The 14,631-nt window shown below is 74.0% G+C and carries 23 protein-coding genes; 11 read left to right on the top strand and 12 right to left on the bottom strand.

The annotated features are described in order from the left end of the window. Positions 1–221 precede the first annotated feature (221 nt). Positions 222–737 (top strand): hypothetical protein, encoded by a 516-nt coding sequence (locus ACQPYX_RS22530; RefSeq protein ID WP_433799502.1) that lies wholly within the window; start codon positions 222–224, stop codon positions 735–737. 73 nt (positions 738–810) lie between these two features. Here the strand turns inward: ACQPYX_RS22530 and ACQPYX_RS22525 are convergent, their stop codons facing one another. Then, on the bottom strand, positions 811–966 hold the full coding sequence (locus tag ACQPYX_RS22525) for a hypothetical protein (RefSeq protein WP_179794337.1): 156 nt from the start codon (positions 964–966) through the stop codon (positions 811–813). A gap of 229 nt (positions 967–1,195) precedes the next feature. Here ACQPYX_RS22525 and ACQPYX_RS22520 point away from each other — a divergent pair, with 229 nt between their 5' ends. The 6 genes from ACQPYX_RS22520 (at position 1,196) to ACQPYX_RS22495 (ending at position 6,122) form a co-directional block, all read left to right on the top strand. Continuing rightward, entirely contained in the window at positions 1,196–1,978 is a 783-nt protein-coding gene (locus ACQPYX_RS22520; RefSeq protein WP_433799501.1) for an electron transfer flavoprotein subunit beta/FixA family protein, read from the top strand. A 34-nt stretch (positions 1,979–2,012) separates the two neighbouring features. Further along, positions 2,013–2,969 carry an electron transfer flavoprotein subunit alpha/FixB family protein gene (locus ACQPYX_RS22515; protein ID WP_433799500.1) on the top strand — a complete coding sequence of 319 codons (957 nt, stop codon included), beginning with the start codon at positions 2,013–2,015 and terminating at the stop codon, positions 2,967–2,969. 157 nt (positions 2,970–3,126) lie between these two features. Continuing rightward, positions 3,127–4,353, top strand: a complete 1,227-nt coding sequence (locus ACQPYX_RS22510) for a cysteine desulfurase family protein (protein ID WP_433799499.1) — start codon at positions 3,127–3,129, stop codon at positions 4,351–4,353. A gap of 38 nt (positions 4,354–4,391) precedes the next feature. Beyond that, positions 4,392–5,450, top strand: coding sequence for a tRNA 2-thiouridine(34) synthase MnmA (gene mnmA, locus ACQPYX_RS22505; protein WP_433803786.1), 1,059 nt, complete (start codon positions 4,392–4,394; stop codon positions 5,448–5,450). Between the two features lie 55 nt (positions 5,451–5,505). Beyond that, positions 5,506–5,859, top strand: a complete 354-nt coding sequence (locus ACQPYX_RS22500; protein ID WP_433799498.1) for a PRC-barrel domain-containing protein — start codon at positions 5,506–5,508, stop codon at positions 5,857–5,859. A 29-nt stretch (positions 5,860–5,888) separates the two neighbouring features. Further along, on the top strand, positions 5,889–6,122 hold the full coding sequence (locus ACQPYX_RS22495) for a hypothetical protein (protein ID WP_433799497.1): 234 nt from the start codon (positions 5,889–5,891) through the stop codon (positions 6,120–6,122). Here ACQPYX_RS22495 and ykgO read toward each other — a convergent pair. From ykgO to rpmG, 5 genes are read right to left on the bottom strand one after another with little or no spacing between them, the layout of a single operon-like run. Next, the gene (gene ykgO / locus ACQPYX_RS22490) at positions 6,113–6,235 is read right to left on the bottom strand and encodes a type B 50S ribosomal protein L36 (protein ID WP_018334958.1); all 123 of its coding nucleotides are present in this window, start codon (positions 6,233–6,235) and stop codon (positions 6,113–6,115) included. The genes ACQPYX_RS22495 and ykgO overlap by 10 nt on opposite strands. A gap of 5 nt (positions 6,236–6,240) precedes the next feature. Next, positions 6,241–6,546: a 30S ribosomal protein S14 gene (gene rpsN / locus ACQPYX_RS22485; protein WP_433799496.1), complete on the bottom strand. Its 306-nt coding sequence runs from the start codon at positions 6,544–6,546 to the stop codon at positions 6,241–6,243. 31 nt (positions 6,547–6,577) lie between these two features. Further along, positions 6,578–6,814, bottom strand: coding sequence for a 50S ribosomal protein L28 (gene rpmB, locus ACQPYX_RS22480; protein WP_433799495.1), 237 nt, complete (start codon positions 6,812–6,814; stop codon positions 6,578–6,580). After that, positions 6,811–7,056, bottom strand: coding sequence for a 30S ribosomal protein S18 (gene rpsR / locus ACQPYX_RS22475; protein WP_433799494.1), 246 nt, complete (start codon positions 7,054–7,056; stop codon positions 6,811–6,813). Before rpsR ends, rpmB begins: the two co-directional genes overlap by 4 nt. Beyond that, positions 7,056–7,220 (bottom strand): 50S ribosomal protein L33, encoded by a 165-nt coding sequence (gene rpmG, locus ACQPYX_RS22470; RefSeq protein WP_433799493.1) that lies wholly within the window; start codon positions 7,218–7,220, stop codon positions 7,056–7,058. Before rpmG ends, rpsR begins: the two co-directional genes overlap by 1 nt. 61 nt (positions 7,221–7,281) lie before the next feature. Here rpmG and mrf point away from each other — a divergent pair, with 61 nt between their 5' ends. From mrf to ACQPYX_RS22455, 3 genes are read left to right on the top strand one after another with little or no spacing between them, the layout of a single operon-like run. Continuing rightward, positions 7,282–8,520: a ribosome hibernation factor-recruiting GTPase MRF gene (mrf, locus tag ACQPYX_RS22465; RefSeq protein ID WP_433799492.1), complete on the top strand. Its 1,239-nt coding sequence runs from the start codon at positions 7,282–7,284 to the stop codon at positions 8,518–8,520. Continuing rightward, a complete protein-coding gene (locus ACQPYX_RS22460) occupies positions 8,517–8,771 on the top strand; it encodes a type B 50S ribosomal protein L31 (protein ID WP_433799491.1) in 255 nt (84 codons plus the stop codon). The genes mrf and ACQPYX_RS22460 overlap by 4 nt, the downstream gene beginning before the upstream one ends. Further along, positions 8,768–9,109, top strand: coding sequence for a hypothetical protein (locus tag ACQPYX_RS22455; RefSeq protein ID WP_433799490.1), 342 nt, complete (start codon positions 8,768–8,770; stop codon positions 9,107–9,109). Before ACQPYX_RS22460 ends, ACQPYX_RS22455 begins: the two co-directional genes overlap by 4 nt. Here ACQPYX_RS22455 and ACQPYX_RS22450 read toward each other — a convergent pair. Genes ACQPYX_RS22450 through ACQPYX_RS22425 form a run of 6 tightly spaced genes read right to left on the bottom strand, consistent with a single transcriptional unit; the run spans position 9,106 to position 13,481 of the window. After that, positions 9,106–10,503, bottom strand: a complete 1,398-nt coding sequence (locus tag ACQPYX_RS22450; RefSeq protein ID WP_433799489.1) for an ATP-dependent 6-phosphofructokinase — start codon at positions 10,501–10,503, stop codon at positions 9,106–9,108. The two genes, ACQPYX_RS22455 and ACQPYX_RS22450, sit on opposite strands and share 4 nt — an antisense overlap. Next, positions 10,500–11,138: a nucleoside/nucleotide kinase family protein gene (locus tag ACQPYX_RS22445; RefSeq protein ID WP_433799488.1), complete on the bottom strand. Its 639-nt coding sequence runs from the start codon at positions 11,136–11,138 to the stop codon at positions 10,500–10,502. The genes ACQPYX_RS22450 and ACQPYX_RS22445 overlap by 4 nt, the downstream gene beginning before the upstream one ends. Then, positions 11,135–11,548 carry a PIN domain-containing protein gene (locus ACQPYX_RS22440; RefSeq protein ID WP_433799487.1) on the bottom strand — a complete coding sequence of 138 codons (414 nt, stop codon included), beginning with the start codon at positions 11,546–11,548 and terminating at the stop codon, positions 11,135–11,137. Before ACQPYX_RS22440 ends, ACQPYX_RS22445 begins: the two co-directional genes overlap by 4 nt. Further along, positions 11,545–11,811, bottom strand: coding sequence for a FitA-like ribbon-helix-helix domain-containing protein (locus ACQPYX_RS22435; protein ID WP_433799486.1), 267 nt, complete (start codon positions 11,809–11,811; stop codon positions 11,545–11,547). Before ACQPYX_RS22435 ends, ACQPYX_RS22440 begins: the two co-directional genes overlap by 4 nt. Before the next feature lie 10 nt (positions 11,812–11,821). After that, positions 11,822–12,646, bottom strand: a complete 825-nt coding sequence (locus ACQPYX_RS22430) for a 3-methyladenine DNA glycosylase (RefSeq protein ID WP_433799485.1) — start codon at positions 12,644–12,646, stop codon at positions 11,822–11,824. Between the two features lie 37 nt (positions 12,647–12,683). Then, positions 12,684–13,481, bottom strand: a complete 798-nt coding sequence (locus ACQPYX_RS22425) for a TSUP family transporter (protein WP_433799484.1) — start codon at positions 13,479–13,481, stop codon at positions 12,684–12,686. Positions 13,482–13,506: 25 nt separating this feature from the next. Here ACQPYX_RS22425 and ACQPYX_RS22420 point away from each other — a divergent pair, with 25 nt between their 5' ends. Next, positions 13,507–14,586: a methionine synthase gene (locus ACQPYX_RS22420; RefSeq protein ID WP_433799483.1), complete on the top strand. Its 1,080-nt coding sequence runs from the start codon at positions 13,507–13,509 to the stop codon at positions 14,584–14,586. Positions 14,587–14,631 lie beyond the last annotated feature (45 nt).

Genomic DNA, 14,631 nt, shown 5'->3' with positions numbered 1-14,631 from the left:
TAGGTGAGGCTAACCTGTCGGTAGGACGTCGGTCCATCGTTGCGGAGGTCACGGCGGGTGCCCGGTTGATGACGTTTCGCAGACCGCGCGGTCGGCGGAGTTTCGGGTCCGCCGCACGGCCGGTGGGGTGGACGGTGATCGCCCGCGGTCGTTCGAGATTCACCCGCACGGGCGGCACGGCCCAGCCGACGGGTCGCGTCGAGTGGCCGCAGAATGGACGCATGACGACCGAGGCGCGCCGAGTGGTCCGTGGGGCGCGTCCAGCGGTCGCCGAGCGGTCGTCGGGTGGGTGGGGCGCGTGGCCGCCCGAGGTGCCCGGTGACCGTCCGTTGTCGATGACGTCGTGCTCCGACCGCACCGAGCACGCGGTGATGGCGACCGAGCTGGAGCAGGCGAACCGCACCGGGGCGCCGCCGATGGCGCTCTGCGGCGTCGTCGTCGACCCGGCCCCGCTCGGGGCCACCGGCACGCACGTCTGCCGGCCCTGCCGCGAGGCGGTCAGCCGCCGTCGTCGGACGTCGCGCCCGGCCCCGCCGACGCCCTGGGCCGTGCTGGTGCAGTGGTACGAGGCGCTGGTCCGCCTCCTGCGCGCCGGGATGTCCACCCCGGACGCGCCGAGGGCGATCGCCGCGGCACCCGAGGTCCTGGCTCTCCCGTCGGCGCCGACCGCCCGCGGACCGGTCCGTGCGCCGCACCCGGTGCGCGAGGCCGGGGGGCGACACCGCCGGCCGGAGTGAGGCCGGCCGGCCGGTTCTCCCGGCACCGGGTGCACGGTGACGCCGTGCCTGCACCCGGTGCCAGATCACCCGATCAGTGCTTCTTGCCCCCGCCGCCGAAGCGCTTGAACAGGTCCTGCGCCTTCTGGCGGTTCTTCGGGTCCGAGGCGTAGCGCTTCGCCTGGTCGGTGTACTTGCGGCCCTGCGGGCTCTTGAGGAACTCCGAGACCTTGCTGAACAGACCGGGCACGGGTGATCTCCTACCGGGAATCCGTTGTGTCCCCCTCAGCATAGGAGGTCCAAGTTACCCGCCAGTAGCTCCCTACTACCTACTCGCGAGTAACATGAGAGGGGTACGCCACGTCGCTCTCGGGGCGCCGACGTGGGACAGTCGGATCAGTGGCGTTGTTACCCGCCGGTAGCCAATGAGGCCCCGGGGCGACCGCCAGCACGTGAGCACAGGAGGTCACGGAACAACCATGAACATCGTGGTTCTGATCAAGCAGGTACCGGACACCTGGTCGGAGCGCACGCTCTCCGACGGCGACAAGACCCTCGACCGCGCGTCGTCCGACGCGGTGCTGGACGAGATCAACGAGCGCGCCGTCGAGGAGGCGCTCAAGATCAAGGAGGCCGGCGACGCCGAGGTCACCATCCTCACCGCCGGTCCCGACCGCGCCACCGACGCCATCCGCAAGGCCCTCTCCATGGGCGCGGACAAGGCCGTGCACGTGAACGACGACGCGATCCACGGCTCCGACGCCGTCGCGACCGCCAAGGTCCTCGCGAAGGCCATCGGCACCGTCGGCGACGTCGACCTGGTGCTGGCCGGCAACGAGGCCACCGACGGCCGCAGCGGCGCGATGGCCGGGATGCTCGGCGAGCTCCTCGGCTGGCCGTCGCTCACGCACGCCAACGCCCTGACCGTCGAGAACGGCACCGCGAAGGCCAAGCGCGAGACCGACGAGGGCACCTGCGACCTCGAGGCCGCGCTGCCCGCCGTCGTCAGCGTCGGCGAGAAGATCAACGAGCCGCGCTACCCCTCGTTCAAGGGGATCATGGCGGCCAAGAAGAAGCCGGTGAACACGATCGGCATCTCCGACCTCGGCCTCGACGCCTCGGAGGTCGGGCTCGCCGGCTCGCTCGTGCAGGTCGACTCCTTCGCCCCGCGGCCCCCGAAGTCGGGCGGCCAGAAGGTCGAGGACGAGGGCGACGGCGGCGCCAAGATCGCCGAGTTCCTCGTCGGCCAGAAGCTCATCTGAGCCACCGTCCACGAGTCACACGAGGAGAACAGACATGGCTGAGGTACTGGTCCTCGTCGACCACGTCGACGGTGAGATCAAGAAGAACACCTACGAGATGCTGACCGCGGCGCGTCGCATCGGCGAGCCCTCCGCGGTCGTCGTCGGGACGCCGGGCACGGCGACCAAGCTCGCCGAGGGCCTCGCCGCCCACGGTGCCGAGAAGATCTACGTCGCCGAGTCCGACGACACGGTCAACTACCTGTCGACCCCGCAGGTCGACGTGCTCGCCGCGCTGGTCGAGCGGGTCTCCCCGCCGGCCGTGCTGATCCCGGCGGGCGCCGACGGTCGCGAGGTCGCGGGCCGCCTGGCCGTACGCACCAACTCCGGCTGGCTGAACGACCTGGTCGACATCGACGGCGAGCGCGCGGGCACCCACTCGATCTTCGGTGGCGCCTTCACCGTGCAGTCGCACGTCACCACCGACACCGCGGTCGTCTCGTGGCGCTCGGGCTCGCTCGAGGTCGAGGAGAACGCGGCGGCCGGCACGCAGGAGACCGTCGAGGTCCCGGCCACCGACGCCGCGAAGTCGGCGAAGGTGTCCAACCGGGCCCCGATCGTCGGTGGCGACCGCCCCGAGCTCACCGAGGCGTCGGTCGTCGTCGCCGGTGGCCGTGGCGTGGGCTCGGCCGACAACTTCAACGTCGTCGAGGGCCTGGCCGACTCGCTGCACGCGGCCGTCGGTGCCTCCCGCGCGGCGGTGGACTCCGGCTACTACCCGAACCAGTTCCAGGTCGGGCAGACCGGCAAGACCGTGTCGCCGCAGCTGTACATTGCGCTCGGCATCTCCGGCGCGATCCAGCACCGCGCCGGCATGCAGACCTCGAAGACGATCGTCGCGGTCAACAAGGACCCCGAGGCCCCGATCTTCGAGATCGCCGACTTCGGCATCGTGGGTGACCTGTTCTCGGTCGCCCCGCAGCTGACCGAGGAGGTCGGCAAGCGGGCCTGACCCGCTGCTCCACCCACGTGAGGGGAATCCTCGGCCGCTCCGGCGGCCCGAGGATTCCCCTCACGCATGTCCGGGGGCGTCCGGAGACGAGGGGCGGCGTGGCTCGTCGGACATCCGAGGGTGCGCGGGCCACGAGGGGGATTACGCTCGACGGACGATGACGTACCTCGACCACGCGGCCACCACGCCGATGCTGCCCGTGGCCGTCGCCGCCTACACCGAGGCGCTCGGCCGCGTCGGCAACCCCTCGTCGCTGCACACGGCGGGCCGGCGCGCCCGCCGCGACGTCGAGGAGGCCCGCGAGACGATCGCCGCCGCCGTCGGGGCCCTGCCCACCGAGGTGGTGCTCTCCACCGGTGGCACCGAGGGCGACAACCTCGCCGTGAAGGGCCTCTACTGGGCCCGCCGAGCCCAGGACGCCCGCCGCACCCGCGTCGTGGTCTCGGCCGTGGAGCACCACGCCGTGCTCGACGCCGCGGAGTGGCTCGCCGACCACGAGGGCGCGACGCTCGTCGTGCTGCCGGTCGACGCCGTCGGGCGGGTGACCCCGCAGGTCCTGCGCGCGGAGCTGGCGGCGCACGCGGACGCGACGGCGCTGGTCAGCGTGATGTGGGCGAACAACGAGGTCGGGACCGTCAACGACGTCCGCGGGCTCGCCGAGGTGGCCCACGAGTTCGGGGTGCCGCTGCACACCGACGCCGTGCAGGCCGTCGGCTCGCTCCCGGTCGACTTCGCCGCCTCGGGCGCCGACGCCCTGTCGCTGACCGGGCACAAGCTCGGCGGCCCGGTCGGCGTCGGAGCCCTCCTCCTGCGCCGCGACGCCACGTGCGTGCCGCTCCTGCACGGCGGCGGCCAGGAGCGCGACGTCCGCTCGGGCACGCTCGACGTCGCCGGCACCGTGGCGCTCGCCGCCGCCGTGCACGCTGCCGTCGAGGCCGTGCCGCGCCGGACCGTCGAGCTCGCCGCCCTGCGCGACGACCTCGTGGCCCGCCTGATCGAGGCCGTCCCCGACGCCACGCTGAACGGGGTCCCGCTCGACGCGCCTGCGGTCAACGGCGGGCCCGCCCGGCTCGCGGGCAACGCGCACCTCTCGTTCCCCGGCTGCGAGGGCGACAGCCTGCTCATGCTGCTCGACGCCCACGAGATCGAGTGCTCGACCGGGTCGGCGTGCACCGCGGGGGTGGCGCGGCCGTCGCACGTGCTGCTCGCGATGGGGGTCGACGAGGCCGCCGCGCGCGGCTCGCTGCGCTTCTCCCTGGGGCACTCCTCGACGGCCGCCGACGTCGACGCCGCCGTCGCGGCGATCGGCCCGGTCGTCGAGCGGGCCCGCGGCGCGATGGCCCGGGCCGGCGGGGTCGAGCAGCGGGACCCGGTCGGGACGTAGTCGTGGGTGACTCGAGCTCCCGGTCCGGCTCCGCCCCGCTGCGCGTCCTGGCCGCGATGAGCGGCGGCGTCGACTCCGCCGTCGCCGCCGCCCGCGCGCGGGACGCGGGCCACGACGTCGTCGGCGTGCACCTCGCACTGTCGGCGAAGCCCGCGACCATGCGCGAGGGTGCCCGCGGCTGCTGCTCGGTCGAGGACTCCCGCGACGCCCGCCGCTGCGCCGACGTCCTCGACATCCCGTTCTACGTCTGGGACATGGCCGACCGGTTCCGCGAGGACGTGATCGAGCCGTTCGTCGCCGAGTACGCGGCCGGACGCACCCCGAACCCCTGCCTGCGCTGCAACGAGAAGATCAAGTTCTCGGCGGTGCTCGACCGGGCGCGGGCGCTCGGCTTCGACGCGGTGGCGACGGGGCACTACGCGCGGCTCGACGACGGGGTGCTGCGCCGGGCGGTGGACCCGGACAAGGACCAGTCGTACGTGCTGGGTGTGCTCACCGCCGACCAGCTGGCCCACGCGATGTTCCCTCTCGGCGACTCGCTGAAGTCCGAGGTGCGTGCGGAGGCGGCCCGGCGGGGGCTGGTCGTCGCGGAGAAGCCCGACAGCCACGACATCTGCTTCATCCCGTCCGGCGACACACGGGGCTTCCTGTCCGACCGGGTGCCCGACGCACCGGGGGAGCTGGTCGACGCGGTCTCCGGCGCCGTCCTCGGGGCGCACGGCGGCGTGCAGAACTTCACCGTCGGCCAGCGGCACGGGCTCGGCCTGTCCCGACCCGCCCCGGACGGCCGGCCCCGCTACGTGCTCGGGATCGAGCCGGTGTCGCGGCAGGTCCGGGTGGGTCCCGCGGAGGCACTGGAGGTCTCGGCGCTGACCACGGAGACCCCGGTCTGGCACGGTCCCCGCGGCCCGGTCGACGACGTCACGGTGCAGGTGCGTGCGCACGGGGGACTGGCGCCCGCCTCGGTCGAGGTCCACGACGACCGGCTCGCCGTCACCCTGGGCGCCCCGCTGCGCGGGGTGGCGCCGGGGCAGGCCGTCGTGGTCTACGACGGTGACCGGGTGCTCGGCTCGGCCACGATCGCCGCCACGTCCTGACCCCCGGCGCGCGCCGACCCGGCGCCGGGAAGATGGCGCCCTATGATCGGCGCCCATGGGCTTCGAGGCCGAGAACATCCGCGACTGGCTGGGCAAGAAGGTCGTCGACCCGAGCGGGTCGAAGATCGGTGAGATGGAGGCGGTGTACTACGACACCGCCACGGACGAGCCCGCGTTCGTCACCGTGACCACCGGGATGTTCTCCGGCAAGCGGCTGGTGTTCGTCCCGCTGCACGGCGCGACGGTGCACCCCGACCACCTCAAGGTCACGGTGGACAAGGACCTCGCCAAGGACGCCCCGTCGATCGACACCGACGGCGAGCTCCCCGCCACGGACGAGCCGGCGATCTTCGAGCACTACGGCATCCCGGCCGCCCCGGGCACGGGTCGGCGGCTGGCGCGGCGCTGAGCGACGACGTCGCCGGTGAGCCTCGCGCGGTGCTGCGCGAGGCGCTGGCGAGCGTCCGGACCCGTCGTCGCGACGACGGCGACCTCGAGCTGACCGGGGACATCGCCCCGGAGCTCGCCGAGGTGCTGCTCCGGGCCCTGGAGCGCGTGGGCGACGAGCTCCGCGACGACGACGTGCGCCGGGGCGAGGAGCCGCGCAGCGGAGGACGACTGCAGGCCGACGCCTTCGTCGCCCTCCTGCTGCGGGTCACCGATCAGCCCTGACGGGCCTTCCACTTCGGGTTCAGCTTGTTGATCACCAGGACCTTGCCGTGGCGGCGGACCACCGACGAGCCCGGCTTCTGCTTGAGTGCCTTCAGGGACGCGCGAACCTTCATGATCCTCACCAACTCGACTTCGTGACGCCGGGCAGGTAGCCGGCGTGGGCGTACTCGCGCAGTCGGACGCGCGAGAGTCCGAACGCGCGCAGGTGGCCGCGCGGGCGGCCGTCGACGGCGTCGCGGTTGCGGACCCGGGTGGCGCTCGCGTCGCGCGGCTGGCGGGCCAGCTCGGCGACGGCCGCCGCGCGGGCGGAGTCCGACGACGACGGGTGCCGGACGATCTCCTTGAGCTCCGCCCGACGAGCCGCGGACCGGGCGACGGTGGCCTTGCGACGCTCGTTCGCCGCGATCTTGCTGCGCTTCGCCATCAGCTCTCCCCGTCGCTTCGCTCGCCCCGCACTAGACCTTCTCCCCGCTCGCTCGCAGCCGCGCCACGACGGCCTCGATGCCGTCCCGGTCGACGGTCCTGATCCCCTTCGTCGAGAGCCGCAGCCGCACCCACCGGTGCTCCGAGGGCAGCCAGTAGCGCTTGGACTGCACGTTGACCTCGAACCAGCGGTTCGTGCGCACGTGCGAGTGCGAGACGTTCTTCCCCGCCGACGGCGCCCGCCCCGTCACCTGGCAGCGGCGGCTCATCGTGCCGTGGACGTGTAGGGGAGCAGGGCCATCTCCCGCGCCGTCTTGATGGCGGTGGCGACCTGGCGCTGCTGCTGTCCGGTCAACCCGGTGACGCGGCGGGACCGGATCTTGCCGCGGTCGGACACGAAGGTCCGCAGGAGCGCGGTGTCCTTCCAGTCGATCTCGGTGATCGCGCGCGCGACCAGCGGGTTGACCTTCTTCTTCGGCGGTCGGCCGACGCGGGCGGCGCGGCCCGCCATCAGCGCTCCTCGCGGAAGTCGACGTGCTGCCGGACCCGCGGGTCGTACTTGCGCAGCACCAGGCGGTCGGGGTCGTTCCGGCGGTTCTTGCGGGTGACGTAGGTCGTCCCGGTGCCGGCCGTGGACCGCATCTTGACGATCGGTCGGACCTCGTTGCGAGCCATCACTCCTCCTCGGTGTTGGTATCGATTATCATTAACGTTAGCCGACCGAGGAGGATTCCCGATGCCGGACCCGCTGGTGATCGTCTGCGGGGTCGACCGCGACGCCGTGCTCGCCACCGGAGAGGCGGTGGCGATCGCAGACCCGCGCTCCGTGCTCGTGGCCCACGACCTGCGCAGACTCGGGGAGGGAGTGGTGACCCGCGCCGTCCGTCGCGACGGCCGCTGGCGTGTCTCCGCGCTCGAGCTGGCCCACGGCTGTGTCTCCTGCACGCTCCGCGAGGACCTGCTCCCGCTGCTGCTGGCGCTGGCCGCCGATCCCGACGTCGGGCGGGTCGTCCTGCTCCTCGACCCCGGCATGGAGCCGGAGCCCGTCTGCGAGGCCCTCGCCCACGTCGTGCCCGACGAGGCCCCGGGGCCGGTCACCGAGGTCCTCGAGCTCGTCGGGGTCGTCGCCGTGCTCGACGGTCCGACCTGGCTCGACGACGCCGGGTCCGACGAGGCCCTCGCCGACCGCGGCCGCGCGCTGACCGAGGACGACGACCGCACGGTCGCCCAGATCGTGGTGGGGCACGCGGAGTTCGCCGACGTCCTCGTCGTGGTCGGCAGCCCTGAGCCGTGGGAACGGGTGCGCCGCGACGCCGTCCTGGCGCGGTTGGCGCCGCAGGCCCGGCGACTCGACGTCGGATCGGCGGCGGCGGGCGTCCCGGACGTCACCCCCGTGCTCCGCGAGCTGCACCCGGACGCCCGCCGTGGCGTCCCCGACGACCCGCACGGCCCGCTGCTGCGCGGGCAGCCGCCGCTGACGCGCGACGTCGGGGTGTCGCTGCTGCACGTCGGGCTGCGCCGACCGTTCCACCCGGAGCGCCTCCACGAGGCGTTCGACGTCCTGCTCACCGGCACGGTGCGGGTGCGCGGGCGGGTGTGGGTGGCGTCGCGGCCGGAGCACGCGCTGTGGATCGAGTCGGCCGGCGGCGGGCTGCAGATCGGGATGGCGGGCCGGTGGCTCGCCGACTCCCTGGCGTGGGACGACGTCGACGCGCTGCGCCGTGCCTCGGCCTCGCTGCGGTGGGACGACCGCTGGGGCGACCGCGAGCAGCAGCTCGTCGTACTCGTGCACGACGCCGAGCCCGCCGAGGTGATCGCCGCCCTGGACCTCGCGCTGCTCACCGACGACGAGCTCGCCGCCGGCGAGGTCGCCTGGCGCGCCTACGCCGATCCGTTCGGCATCAGCCACACCGATCCGTGCGACGAGTTGGAGGGCCCCGTGGTCCCCGTCGAGAACCGAGGAGAGCAGACGTGAAGGACATCCACCCGACCTACGGCCCCGTCGTCGTCCGCGACCAGACCAGCGGCGACACCTTCCTGACGCGGTCCACCGTCGTCGGGACGCGCACGTTGCCGACGATCACCTGGACCGACGGCGAGACCTACCCCGTGCTCGACGTCGAGATCTCCTCGTCGTCGCACCCGATCTGGACCGGCACCGCGCGGCCGATCGAGCGGGGCGGGCAGATCGAGAAGTTCAACCGCCGGTACGGGCGCAGCCGATGAACGGCGTCACCGTCGTCGCGTGCGGCGTGGAGGCCTGCCCGCACGCGGCGGCGTCCCCGCACGACTGCGACGACGAGCTCCGCGCGGCGATCCGGGCGACCCCGCACGGTGTGCTCGTCCGATCCGGCTGCCTGCAGGGCTGCTCCACGGCGACGACCTCCGCGGGCGCGACCGTGCTCGTGCAGCCCTGCGACGTCCACCGCCGGCCGACCGGACCGGCGCTGGTGATGGGTCCGCTGCACGAGCCGGCCGACGTGGCAGAGTGCTGCGCCTGGCTGCGGGCCGGCGCGCCCGCGCCGGCCCCGTCGCACCTGGTGTGCGGGGTGCTCGCCGGCTAGGCGTGCGGCGCCCCGGTCTGCCTCGTCGAGTCCTCGCCGAACCGCCACGGCTGCCCGGTCGACTCCAGCACGGCCATCCACAGGTCGCCGTGCGGGTCGACCTGGTTGCGGCGGCTGACGGCGAGGCTCATCGGGATGTGCACGAACCGGCGCCGGACGCGCCCGACCACCATCGCGGTGCGCCCGGACATCGCCGCGTGCACCGCGGCGTGCGAGAGCCGCACGGTGTAGACGCTGTCGTAGGGGTTCGCCGGCACGCTGCGGATGAGGTAGCTCGGGTCCACGTAGCGGACCGAGGTCTCCGTCCCCGCCGTCGCGAAGTGGTCGGTGATGGCCTCCTTGAGGAACGGGCCGATGTCGGCGAGCTTCGCGTTGCCCGAGGCGTCGGTCCGCCCGATCGACGGCAGCAGGTCCTGGCCCGCGCCCTCCGCCACGACCACCACGGCGTGACCGCGGGTCTGGACCCTCCGGCGCAGGTGCTCGAGGAGGCCGGTCTCGCCCTCGAGCTCGAACGGCACCTCGGGGATGAGCACGGCGTCGGCGTCGGACCGCACGAGCGAGGCGTAGCAGGCGATGAAGCCGGAGTGCCGGCCCATCAACTTGACCAGGCCGATCCCACCCGGCGTCGACTTCGCCTCGACCGTGACCGAGCGGATCGCCTCGCTCGCCTCCGAGAACGCCGTCTGGAACCCGAAGCTCTGGTCGATGAACGGGATGTCGTTGTCGATCGTCTTGGGGATGCCGACCACGGCGATCCGCAGGCCCCGCTCCCGGATCACCTGCGCGATCGCCATCGCCCCGCGCATCGTGCCGTCGCCACCGATCACGAACAGCACGTTGAGGTGCATCTGTTCGAGGCAGTCGACGATCTCCTCGGGGTCCTGCGGGCCGCGCGAGGTGCCGAGGAACGTGCCGCCGTCCACCGGCGCATCCCGGACCGACTCCGGCGTCAGCTCGACGACGTCGTGGCCGTAGGCGGAGACGAAGCCGCGGTAGCCGTTGCGGAAGCCCACCACGCGACGGACGCCGTAGTGGTAGGTCAGGGTGCGGACGAGCCCCGCGACCACGTCGTTCAGCCCGGGGCAGAGACCCCCGCAGGTCACGATGCCCGCACGGGTCTTCGAGGGGTCGAAGTAGATCTGCCGGCGGGGGCCGCACGGCTCGAGCCCGGGCAGGTCCTCCAGCGTCGCGCCCCGCGCCCGGATGCCGGCGGCGGTGTCGTCGAGGAGCACGCGGTCGCCGGAGTCGACGTAGTGCTCGGTGGTGCCGCGGCTGGCGTCGAGCAGGGGCGAGAGCGGCGAGGTGATCCGGCCGGGGCCGAGCGTCTCGATGAGGAGGTCGTCGGCCTTGATGTCGTCGGCCAGCCCCGCGTCGTCCCCCGCTGTCGCCGTCACTGGTCCTCCGGTGGTGTCGGCCCGTCCTCCGTCACGACGAGGTCGGCGCGCGGACGGGTGGCCTCGATCAGACGGGCGTTGGGCTCGTCGACGGCCTCGACCCACGCGACGGCACCGTCGCGGGTCTTGCCGAACCGTACGTGGCGCTCGACCAGGCGCTCGTGCCGCAGGACCTCGTCGGTCTCGTGGAACCACACCTCGTCGAAGCAGGCACGAACGGCCCGCCAGGCCGGGTCGTCGACGAGGAGGTAGTTCCCCTCGCTGACCACCAGGCGGCAGGAGGAGGGTACCGGAATCGATCCAGCGATGGGTTGCTCGATCTCGCGGTCGAACGCGGGGGCGTAGACCGTTCCCGACGAGGTGTCGCGCAGCCGCGCGAGCAGGGCGGCGTACCCGGCCGCGTCGAACGTGTCCGGCGCGCCCTTGCGGTCGCGACGCCCGAGCCGCTCGAGCTCGACGTCGGCGAGGTGGAAGCCGTCCATCGGGACGTGCACGGCGTCCGGTCCGAGCGCCTCGACCAGGGCCAGCGCGAGCGTCGTCTTACCGGCGCCGGGCGCGCCGGCGATGCCGAGCAGGGCGCGGCGGTCCGCCTGGATCAGTCGTCGCGCCCGGGCGACGAGGTCGGCGAGGGTCACGACGACGGGTCGAACGCGGTGATGCCGGTGTGCTCGAAGTCCCGGACGTTCCTGGTGGCGAGCGTGGCGCCGCGCGCCCGGCAGATGGCGGCGATCTGGGCGTCGGGCACCGAGATGGGCCGGCCCGCAGCTCGTCGGGCGGCGACCACGGCCCCGTACTGCTCGGCGGCCGCGCGGTCGAAGTCGACGACGTTCCCCTCCAGGACGTCGTCGACGACGAAGCGCACATCACCGTCGACACCGTCCCGGCGTGCTCCGGCGGGCATGATCGCGATGCCCGCCTCCAGCTCGGCGATCGAGACCGCGGGGACGGCGAGGTCGTCGACCTCGGTCGCGATCCAGTCGTCGAGGGCCATCGGCCGTCGATGCCTCGCGAGGTCGGACACGACGTTCGTGTCCAGGACGATCACGGGTCGAAGTCGATCGCGCGAGGGGCGGGATAGCTGTTCCGGGGCGGGACGTGCGCCATGAGCTCGTCGATGGCGTCGTCACGGTCCGGCGCCGACCGGAACCGGGAGAGCGCCGCCCGGCGCCGTTCCAGGCGGGACGGGCGCACCGCCGCCTCCAGGATCGCCCGGACCTCGGCCTCCATCGACCGCCCGTTCTCGGCCGCGCGCACGCGCAGGCGGGAACGCACCTCGTCGTCGAGATCCCGCACGGTGATGGTGGCCATGACAGCAATGCTAGCAACCGTGCAGGGCGTCCAGGAGCCGTGCGCGCAGCCCCGCCCCCCGGTCGGCGAACCCCTGCTGGGCCTGCGCGTACGCCGCCTTCCCGGCCGCGGTCTCGATGCGGACGGGCGCGTAGCCGTGGTCGGCGAGGTCGTAGGGGGAGGCGCGCATGTCGAGGGTCCGCACGTCGCGCGCGAGCTCGAAGCAGTCCAGCAGCAGCTCGCCCGGCACGAGCGGGCCGAGCTTCGTCGCCCACTTGTAGAGGTCCATCGTCGCGTGCAGGCAGCCCGGCTGCTCCAGCTCGACCTGACGGTCCCGGGTCGGCGTCTCGACGTTGCGGGGCGCGGCCTCGGCGGTGAAGAAGCGGTAGGCGTCGAAGTGCGTGCACCGGATGCGGTGCTGCTCCACGACCGCGTCCGTCCCGGCCCCGCCGAGCCGCAGCGGGACCGGGTGCCGGGTGTCGTCGGCCCGGTAGACCATGGCCCACTCGTGCAGGCCGAAGCAGCCGAGGTGCGGGGCGCGGGCGGCCGTGGCCCGGAGTAGACCGCGGACGAACGCGACGGTGGCGGGCCGGATCGTCGTGGGGTCGACGTGGCCGCCGTCGGGGGAGTAGTGCCTCCAGCCGGACCGGTCGCTGCCGCCGAGCGTCACGCCGGCGCCGGGGTGCCAGACGCGCAGCCGGCTCGGCCGGGTCGGGTAGTAGGTGTAGAGGAAGTCCTCGACGGGGTGCGCCTCGTGCCGTTCCCGACGGGCCCGGTGCGCGGCGGTCAGGGCGTCGGCGCGCGCGGCGTGCGCCTCGGCGCGCGCCCGCCAGGTGGGTTCGTCGAGGTGGGGCATGGCGGGCTCCAGGGTGCCAGCCCGGCCCCGCCCGTCGTCAGGAACGGGCCCGGAGCAGCAGGACGGACTCCCGCACCGCCATCACCGCCGCGAAGATGCCGAACACGACGCCGAGCACCACGTTCCCCAGCGCCAGCGCGAGCAGCGCCCCGGCGACCGCCCCCGGCGCCGCCGCGAGCCCGACGAGGTTCGCGATGCGCAGGTCCGCCGTCCCCTGGCGCCAGTGCGAGAGGCCGCCGACCAGCGAGTTCGGCAGGAACACGAGCAGCGACGTGCCGGCGGCGGTGTGCAGGTCCACCCCGAAGAGCAGCACCAGGGCCGGGACGGCGAGCAGCCCGCCGCCGAGCCCCATCGCACCCGCCCAGGCCCCCACGACGAGGCCGACCACCACCGACAGCGGCACCACGAACCACCACGCCGCCAGCAGGTCGGGCGGGACGACCGCCCCGCCGGACACCGGGTCGAACCCCGCGGCGTCGAGGGAGAGCTTCGTCGCCGTCAGTACGAGGACGGCGATCAGCAGCACCCGCAGCAGCGTCTCCGACGCCCGGGCGACGAGCTTCGCGCCGTAGAAACCGCCGACCATCCCGCCGACGATCATGCCGGCGCCCACGCGCAGGTCGACGGTGCCGCCGACCAGCCAGTACACGAACGCGCCCGCCGCGCACACCCACGTCGCGGCGAGGGTGGAGGTGCCGTGGACGGCCGGTCGCGGCAGCGAGGTGTACTGGGCGAGCGCGGGCACCGTGAGCACCCCGTTGCCGCCCCCGAGGAGCCCCCCGACGACACCGCTCGCCGCCCCGATGCCCAGCAGCCGTCCGTTGCGGTTCGGCACGGTCCTCCCTGGTACAGATGGTCCGGTGAGCGATCTTCCCGGTCTTCCCGACGACGGGTCGGTGCCGGACCCGGCCGAGCCCCTGCGCCCCGAGGAGCGTGCCACCGGGATCGGGTCGCTGCCGGGCGTCGATCACCACGAGGCCGCGCGGACGGTGGTCGGGGAGCTGCCCGGCTTCCCGCACGTCGCCGAGCTGCCCGACCGCGGGGTCGGGGCGGACATGCTGGGGCGGGCCGCGGCGCTGCTGGTCGACCTGGCCGTCGAGGTGTGGCCCTCGGGCTACCGGGTGAGTGCCCGCCCGGGCGCCCAGCACCGGCGCGGGGTCGACCTGCTCGCCCGCGACGTGGACGCCCTGGACTCGACGCTGGGGGAGACCGGCGCCGCGCCCCGTCGGGTGAAGGTCCAGGTCGCCGGACCGTGGACGCTGTGCGCCGGCGTGGAACTGCGCAGCGGCAACCGGGTGCTGACCGACCGCGGCGCGGTCGCCGAGTTCACCGAGAGCCTCGCCGAGGGGCTGCGCGGGCACGTCGCGGAGCTGGCCCGCCGGACCGGAGCGGGCGTCGTCGTGCAGATCGACGAGCCGACCCTGCCGGCGGTGCTGGCGGGCACCCTGCCGACGCCGAGCGGCTACGGCACGGTCCGGTCGGTCCCCGGCGCGGACGCTCGCGCGGGGCTCGCGGTGCTGGTCGACGCGGCGCGCGACGCGGGGGCGGTGGGCGTCGTGGCGCACTGCTGCCACCCGACGCCGCCGCTCGCGCTGCTCGGGGCGAGCGGGGTGGACGGGCTCGCGGTGGACCTGTCGGCCCTCGACCGGGGCGCCGCGGTGCTCGACGCGGTGGGCGAGCAGTGGGACGCCGGACGGGAACTCTGGCTCGGGCTGGTGCCGTCGGTCGGCGAGGGCCCGGCGCCCGACCTGGCCGCGCTGGCCCGGCCGGCGCTCGACCTGGCCGACCGGCTCGGCTTCGACCGCGCCCGGCTGGCCGACCGGGCGATCGTCACCCCCACCTGCGGGTTGGCCGGCGCCACACCGGCGTGGGCCCGGACCGCGATGGCGCGGACGGCGGAGCTGGCCGAGGCGTTCGCGGACCCGCCCTCGTCCTGGTGAGCACCCGTCCGGTTCCGGCGTGACTGTCGGACCCCGCGGCTACCC

Origin of the sequence: Actinomycetospora sp. CA-084318 (genome assembly GCF_050955885.1) — a bacterium.
Lineage (GTDB): Bacteria > Actinomycetota > Actinomycetes > Mycobacteriales > Pseudonocardiaceae > Actinomycetospora.
This window is presented reverse-complemented; position numbering and strand designations above follow the sequence as displayed.

What these genes read in the sequence shown, in the direction of transcription:
- ACQPYX_RS22530 (WP_433799502.1), top strand. Translation starts at nt 222, where the DNA reads ATGACGACCGAGGCGCGCCGAGTGGTCCGTGGGGCGCGTCCAGCGGTC.
- ACQPYX_RS22520 (WP_433799501.1), top strand. Translation starts at nt 1,196, where the DNA reads ATGAACATCGTGGTTCTGATCAAGCAGGTACCGGACACCTGGTCGGAG.
- ACQPYX_RS22515 (WP_433799500.1), top strand. Translation starts at nt 2,013, where the DNA reads ATGGCTGAGGTACTGGTCCTCGTCGACCACGTCGACGGTGAGATCAAG.
- ACQPYX_RS22510 (WP_433799499.1), top strand. Translation starts at nt 3,127, where the DNA reads ATGACGTACCTCGACCACGCGGCCACCACGCCGATGCTGCCCGTGGCC.
- ACQPYX_RS22500 (WP_433799498.1), top strand. Translation starts at nt 5,506, where the DNA reads ATGGGCTTCGAGGCCGAGAACATCCGCGACTGGCTGGGCAAGAAGGTC.
- ykgO (WP_018334958.1), bottom strand. Translation starts at nt 6,235, where the DNA reads ATGAAGGTTCGCGCGTCCCTGAAGGCACTCAAGCAGAAGCCGGGCTCG.
- rpsN (WP_433799496.1), bottom strand. Translation starts at nt 6,546, where the DNA reads ATGGCGAAGCGCAGCAAGATCGCGGCGAACGAGCGTCGCAAGGCCACC.
- rpmB (WP_433799495.1), bottom strand. Translation starts at nt 6,814, where the DNA reads ATGAGCCGCCGCTGCCAGGTGACGGGGCGGGCGCCGTCGGCGGGGAAG.
- rpsR (WP_433799494.1), bottom strand. Translation starts at nt 7,056, where the DNA reads ATGGCGGGCCGCGCCGCCCGCGTCGGCCGACCGCCGAAGAAGAAGGTC.
- rpmG (WP_433799493.1), bottom strand. Translation starts at nt 7,220, where the DNA reads ATGGCTCGCAACGAGGTCCGACCGATCGTCAAGATGCGGTCCACGGCC.
- mrf (WP_433799492.1), top strand. Translation starts at nt 7,282, where the DNA reads ATGCCGGACCCGCTGGTGATCGTCTGCGGGGTCGACCGCGACGCCGTG.
- ACQPYX_RS22455 (WP_433799490.1), top strand. Translation starts at nt 8,768, where the DNA reads ATGAACGGCGTCACCGTCGTCGCGTGCGGCGTGGAGGCCTGCCCGCAC.
- ACQPYX_RS22435 (WP_433799486.1), bottom strand. Translation starts at nt 11,811, where the DNA reads ATGGCCACCATCACCGTGCGGGATCTCGACGACGAGGTGCGTTCCCGC.
- ACQPYX_RS22430 (WP_433799485.1), bottom strand. Translation starts at nt 12,646, where the DNA reads ATGCCCCACCTCGACGAACCCACCTGGCGGGCGCGCGCCGAGGCGCAC.